We start from the raw sequence: 5595 nt of genomic DNA, 5'->3' as shown, positions 1-5595 counted from the left end.
TGGTCAGCCGTCGCTACGAGGTCAGTGCCGACAGCGACCTTCAAAGCGTTGACCTGATCACCGCCACCGACGTCCCCGCCACCGCCACCGTGGCCTCTCAGATCGTGCTGATGAAGGCCTACTACGGCAAGGACACCAACGAAGATGGCGTGGTCGACAGCTACGACCAGACCACCCCGACCGACAACGCCGGCTGGCGCCAGGTGCGCACCGTGCGCATGGCCGTGGTGGCCCGCAGCGCCCAGCGAGAAAAAGACGAGGTCACGACCAGCGACCCGCTGTGGGACGTCGGCCAGACCGTCACCGTCACCGGCACCGACGACTGCGGTGAAAGCCAGTGCCTGACCTTGCAGGTCTCTGCGGCCAACGACACCGAGTGGCGCCACTACCGCTACAAGGTCTTCGACACCGTCATCCCCTTGCGCAACATGTTGTGGGCGAACTGACCATGCACGCATCACACCTTGATCCGTCGATGAGGGCCGCCCAGCGAGGCATGTCCCTGATCTTTGCGCTGCTGGCGCTGGTGGCCCTGTCGATGGGCGCCGTCGCCCTGATCCGCTCGGTCGACACGAGTGGCATGGTGCTGGGCAACCTCGGCTTCAAGCAAGACGCCACGGCATCTGCCGAGCGGGCCACCGAAGCGGCCATCGTCTTCCTGCAGGGCGTGCCGGATCGGACCCAGAACTCCAGCAACGACAACGGCGGAGGCTCGGGCTACTACGCCAGCTCGACCGACACGCTGGACCCGACCGGCCAGAGCGGCGAGAGCACCCGCCTGCTGGTGGACTGGGAAGCGGACGGCTGCAAGTATGCGAACGAGGCCACCTCCGCCCAATGCACGCTGGGCGCACGCAGCCTGGCTGCCGACGGGGATCAGCGCAGCGACTACGTGATCTTCCGGCTCTGCCAGCAGGCTGGCGCCATCGCCGATGGCAACGCCTGCATCACCCCCGCCGATGCGTCCAGCGGCAGCTCCACCAAACGGGGCAAGCTGGACTACGGTGACTACGCCCGATTCGTCGGATCCCCCGACGCCTATTACCGGATCATCGTGCGCTCCGTGGGCGCCCGCAACACCGTCAGCTACACCGAAACCATCATCCACTTCTGATGAAGTGCGATGAGCGGTTCACGGGCGTGAAAGGAACGGCCATGAAGTCTCGAATCACCCTCTGCGCCATCGTTGTCAGCACGACGATGGCTTTGTCCACCCGCCTGATGGCGGGCGAGACCGACCTGTCCAACGAGCCCCTGGCCAGCACCGAGATCTCGGCCAAACCCAATTTGCTGTTCATCATGGACAACTCGGGTTCGATGGCCAACACCTACATGCCCGAGTCGGTCGGTCTGCTGCAGAACGACGATTACGGCCGGGCCATCGGACGGGATTCTTCGCAGTGCAACGGCCTGGCCTACAACCCCGACGTCACCTACGACCCGCCCAAGACGCCCACCGGCGCCAGTTACCCGACCCTGCAAGCTTCGGCGAGCCGAAACGATGGCTTCAACCCCAGCATGTCGAGCAGCCGCAGCAGCTCCAGCACCCACAACATGGGCCTGGGCAGCAAGACCTTCACGGTCAGCAGCACCTCGGGTTACGCCGTTGGCAACACCTTGCTGATGGTGTCGGACACCAGCAGCTCGGTCGGTGGATCGAGCGCCCGCTGGATGCAAGGCACGATCACCAGCTTCACCACCTCATCTCCGCTGAGCGTGACGGTCAATGTCACGTTCAGCACCAACGACGCCAACATCAGCTATGCAGGCTGGAGGGTGGGCCCCCCGTCTGCGGTCGACACCACGGGCTGGACGTACTACACCTACATCGGCTCGCAACCCCGCCTGGGCTGGACGTACGACGCCAGTGGCGCGGTGGTGCAAAACACCTTCTACACGGAGTGCAACCGGACCACCGTCGGCACCGTGTTCACGTCCGCGCTTGTCAGCAGCATGACCGCTGAACAGCAAAGCAACTACGCCAACTGGTACGCCTACTACCGCAAGCGCATCCTGACGATGCGCTCTTCGGCCGGGTTCGCGTTCGCCGGCCTGGACGATCAGTACCGCGTGGGCTACTCGAACATCTCCGACCCGTCTGCGGTGACCGGCAACAACCACTTCCTGGCCATCGGTGACTTCAACGCAACCCAGCGCGCCAACTTCTACCGCAGCCTCTACGAAACCCCCGCCACCAGCTGGACCCCGCTGCGTGCAGCGCTCTCCAAGGCGGGCCGCTACTACGCCAACGCCGCCCCCGGCCAGGAGGGCAAACTCATCTCCGGCCAGACCACCGCCACCGACGACCCGGTTCAATACAGCTGCCAGCGCAACTACACCCTGTTGTCCACCGACGGTTACTGGAACACCCCGGACGAAGACGAAGCCAACGGCTTTGGCGCCTTCAAGGTGGATGGCACCACGCTGGTCGGCCAGGTCGACGGCTACGAAAAGCGCCCGCAGTACGACGGCGCGCGCATGCGCATCGTCAAGACCTACCGCGTCGATGGTGAGTCGACCGTGAGTGGCGAGTGGCGCCGCACGGTGACCAGCTACCCGCTGGGCAACTACCAGGAGCGCGTCTGCGTGGGCGTGACCAAGTCCGGCAAGACCACCTACACCTGCACCAACTACGAAACCGCCGGCTACAGCACCTCCACCACGGTCACCACACGAGACCGAACCACCGTCAAGGCCACACAGGCCACGCGCACGTACGAGACCCTCGACGGCCTGGTCACGCGGGACATCACCAGCCCCAACCCGCCCAACGTCGTCGGCACCTCGGTGACGGACACCAACGAGCAGGTCACCGGCCCGACAGCCGGTGGCTGGCAAGCCACGGGCTCGCGCAGGAAGATCAGCTCGTCCAGCTGCACGGTCTCGTTCTGGAACACCTGCTCGACTTTCCTGCCCAGCACCAACAGCACCTCCTACGCTGCGGGCCCCGCCACCTCGACGGTGATCGTCGATTCGACGGCCACGCCACTGAACAACGTCGTCACCGCCGAAACCCTGACCAACACGCAGGAAACCTGGGAAGGTGGCGCCGCCAACTCTCTGGCTGACGTGGCGGCCTACTACTACGCCACGCCGTTCCGGGTCGACGCCAGCGTGAACTGCATCCGCACGCCCGACCACGAGGCTTGCCGCGGCGAGCTCTCGCCCAGCGGCATGGACACCGGCACCTACCAACACATGACCACCTTCACCCTGGGCCTGGGTGTGAGCGGTCAGATGAAGTACGACCCCAACTACATCAGCCAGTCCAGCGGTGACTACTTCAACGTGCGCAACGGCCCCAACAACTGGCCCACGCCCTACAACCCCAGCTCGATCGACAGCGACATCCCCGGCAAGATCGACGACCTTTGGCACGCTGCGGTCAACGGCCGAGGCCAGTACTTCTCAGGCTCCGAGAGCAAGGTGCTGGAGCAGTCCATCAAGGACACCCTGACCACCATCAAACAATCCTCCGGCTACAGCGGCTCGGCTGCAGCGAGCTCGCTGCGCCCCGTGCCCGGCACCGACGAGGCCTACCTGGCTTCGTACACCACGCTCAACTGGGTCGGCGACCTCAAGGCATTCAAGCTGATCGAGGTCACCGAAGGCGGTGTGCTCACCGGGGTCGAGGTGTCCTCGCAAGAGCTGTGGAGCGCCTTTGATCAACTCAACGCCACCCTCTACAGCTCGCGCAACATTTACTACAAGGGCAGCGTGAGCGCCGGTGGCAGCACGTCGCTCGCACTCAGGCCCTTCAACTTCACCAACCTCACCGCAGACGGCCTGAGCGCCCAGTTCGCCAACGCCTGCTCGCGCAGCCCCGCCCCCACCCAATGCGAAGGCTTTGACGACGACAAGCGCGCCATCTTCAACAGCGGCGCCAACCTGGTGAACTACCTGCGCGGTGACCGCACCAACGAGGGCAGCATCTTCCGTGCTCGCACCGGTGTGCTCGGTGACATCGTCAACGCGTCGCCGGTGTTCGTGGGCGCGCCCCCGTTCAAGTACGTCGACGAAGGCTACGCCGACTTCGTGCGCAATCAGTCGTCGCGGGCCAAGACGGTCTACATCGCGGCCAACGACGGCATGCTGCACGCCATCTCGGCTGACTCCAGCTCCGGAGGCACCGAGCGCTGGGCTTTCGTGCCAACGGCCGTGATGCCCAACCTGTACCACCTCGCCGACAGCGACTACGCCGAGCGCCACCGCTACTTCGTCGATGGCTCGCCCATCGTGGGTGACGTGGCCGACAGCAGCGGCACCTGGCGCACCATCCTGGTGGGTGGTCTCAACAAGGGCGGCAAAGCTTACTACGCGCTGGACATCACCAACCCGACCAGCCCCACCTTGCTGTGGGAGTTCGACACCTCCAACGATGCCGACATGGGCTACAGCTACGGCAACCCCATCATCACCAAGATAAAGGTCAAGGACGAAGCCGCCAGCACCACCGACAAGGAGGTCTTCAAGCAAGTCTGGACGGTGATGTTCTCGTCGGGCTACAACAACCACACCGGCAGCGGCACGGGCGTGGGCGCGCTCTACATCGTCGACGCCAACACCGGCAGCCTGATCAAGAAAATTCAGACCACCGTTGAAAAGGGCGGCGCCGAAGTGGGCGTGGGCGACACCACCACCCCGAGCGGCCTGGGCAAGATCAACGTCTGGATCGACTCCGAAACCGACAACGTCGCCCGCCGCGCCTACGGTGGCGACCTGCTGGGCAACCTGTGGCGCTTCGACTTCAACGACGAAATCGAACCCAAGGGCAAGGCCTTGCTGCTGGCTCAACTGCAAACCTCGACGACCAAGAGCGGCGTCACGACCACCAAGGCCCAACCGATCACCACGCGACCGGAATTGGCCGAAGTCAGCTACGGCGGCGGCAAGCATGCCGTGGTGCTGGTGGGCACGGGACGCTTCCTGGGCCAGACCGACATGAGCGACACGCAGACCCAGAGCATCTACGCCATCACCGACCCCCTGACCAGCACGGGCTGGGGCGACGTGCGAGCCAACGAGCGCCTGGTTCGTCAGAGCCTGGAGACCGGCTCCGATGGCAAGACCCGCACCATCGCGACCCCGGTCAACCAGGTTCGCTGGGGCACCGACCTGGGCTGGGGAATCGACCTGCCCAGCTCCAAGGAACGCGTCGCTGTCGACATGAGCCTGCAATACAACACGCTGGCCGCCGTGAGCGCCGTGCCGGAAGGCACCGCCTGCTCCCCCACCGGCACATCCTGGGTCTACTTCCTGAGCGTGCTCAACGGCAGCACGGCCGTCGATCAGAAGTACGCCGGCGAGCAGATCTCGTCGGGCCTGGGCACCGGCATCACCTGGCTGGACCTGGGCGGCGGCAAGTCGACCGTGCTGGTGCCCGACAACCGCAGAGGCATCCACACCAAGCGGCCGCCCGCTGGTGGCTCCGCGCCCCCGGGATCGGTTCGCCGCACCTCGTGGCGCGAACTGATCGACTGACCCCGAGCAGGCGTCCATGACAAAGACCTGGCGAATCGCCCCCCCACTGGTGCTGGCCACCACCCTGCACGCGATGGTCCTGACCGGCGTGGTGCAGTGGCGGGGCGGCGACAC

3 protein-coding genes are annotated in these 5595 nt (G+C 65.1%); all 3 read left to right on the top strand.

What is annotated here, in order from left to right; translation table 11 throughout:
- On the top strand, positions 1–446 hold a 446-nt coding region (locus B2W70_RS03610), incomplete at its 5' end, for a PilW family protein (protein WP_286742943.1).
- A gap of 50 nt (positions 447–496) precedes the next feature.
- Positions 497–1114: a pilus assembly PilX family protein gene (locus tag B2W70_RS03605; RefSeq protein ID WP_152987494.1), complete on the top strand. Its 618-nt coding sequence runs from the start codon at positions 497–499 to the stop codon at positions 1112–1114.
- A 41-nt stretch (positions 1115–1155) separates the two neighbouring features.
- Positions 1156–5481 (top strand): pilus assembly protein, encoded by a 4326-nt coding sequence (locus B2W70_RS03600; RefSeq protein ID WP_286742940.1) that lies wholly within the window; start codon positions 1156–1158, stop codon positions 5479–5481.
- The last annotated feature ends 114 nt before the right edge of the window (positions 5482–5595 follow it).

This window comes from Aquabacterium sp. UBA2148, from assembly GCF_002328915.1.
Classification (GTDB): domain Bacteria; phylum Pseudomonadota; class Gammaproteobacteria; order Burkholderiales; family Burkholderiaceae_C; genus Aquabacterium; species Aquabacterium parvum.
This window is presented reverse-complemented; position numbering and strand designations above follow the sequence as displayed.

What these genes read in the sequence shown, in the direction of transcription:
- B2W70_RS03605 (WP_152987494.1), top strand. Translation starts at nt 497, where the DNA reads ATGTCCCTGATCTTTGCGCTGCTGGCGCTGGTGGCCCTGTCGATGGGC.
- B2W70_RS03600 (WP_286742940.1), top strand. Translation starts at nt 1,156, where the DNA reads ATGAAGTCTCGAATCACCCTCTGCGCCATCGTTGTCAGCACGACGATG.